1 protein-coding gene is annotated in these 786 nt (G+C 76.3%); it reads left to right on the top strand.

All coding sequences use genetic code 11. From position 1 onward, the window contains the following. Positions 1–12: 12 nt before the first annotated feature. Positions 13–786: acyl carrier protein (locus WA788_RS35440; RefSeq protein WP_335984604.1), on the top strand; the 774-nt coding region annotated here is incomplete at its 3' end.

The raw sequence follows: 786 nt of genomic DNA, 5'->3' as shown, positions 1-786 counted from the left end.
GCCGAGACCGGGATGACCGGGGAACTGGACACCGGACAGTTGACGCGGCTGAACCGGATGGGTGTGCAGCCGCTGCCGTCGGAGTTGGGGCTCGAACTGCTGGACGCGGCCCAGAAGGTGGACGCGGCGCTGGTCGCTCCGGTGCTGCTGGACCTGGCGGCGCTGCGGGAGCAGGCGCGGGCGGGCACCGCGGTGCCGCTGCTGGCCGGACTCGTCCGCACCCCCGGGCGTACGGCCAAGGCCGGCGGGGGCGGTTCGCTCGCCGCACGGCTGGCCGGGGTGGACCGCGAGCAGTGGGAGCAGATCGCGCTGGACCTGGTCACCGCGCAGGTGGCGGCGGTGCTCGGGCACGCGTCGGCCGCCGCGGTGGACCCGGGCCGGGCGTTCAAGGACCTCGGCTTCGACTCCCTGGCCGCGGTCGAGCTGCGCAACCGGCTCGCCCAGGCCACGGGCCTCAAGCTGCCCGCGACCCTGGTCTTCGACCACCCGACCTCCCTCGCGGCGGCGCGCTTCCTGGTGACCCAGGTCGCGGACGCCGAACCCGCGGCCGCCACCGCCCCTGCCACCCGGACACCGGTCAGGCGGCGGGTGGAGGCGGACGAGCCGCTGGCGATCGTCGGCATGGCCTGCCGCTACCCGGGCGGCGCGTCGTCGCCCGAGCAGCTGTGGGACCTGGTCGCCTCGGGCCGCGACGCGATATCGGAGCTGCCCGGGGACCGCGGCTGGGACCTGGAGCGGCTCTACGACCCGGACCCCGACCGGACCGGCACCGTGTACACGCGCGGC

Source organism: Streptomyces sp. CA2R106 (genome assembly GCF_037034245.1).
Lineage (GTDB): Bacteria > Actinomycetota > Actinomycetes > Streptomycetales > Streptomycetaceae > Actinacidiphila.
The sequence above is the reverse complement of the archived record's forward strand: the minus strand, read 5'-3'. Positions and strand labels throughout refer to the sequence as shown.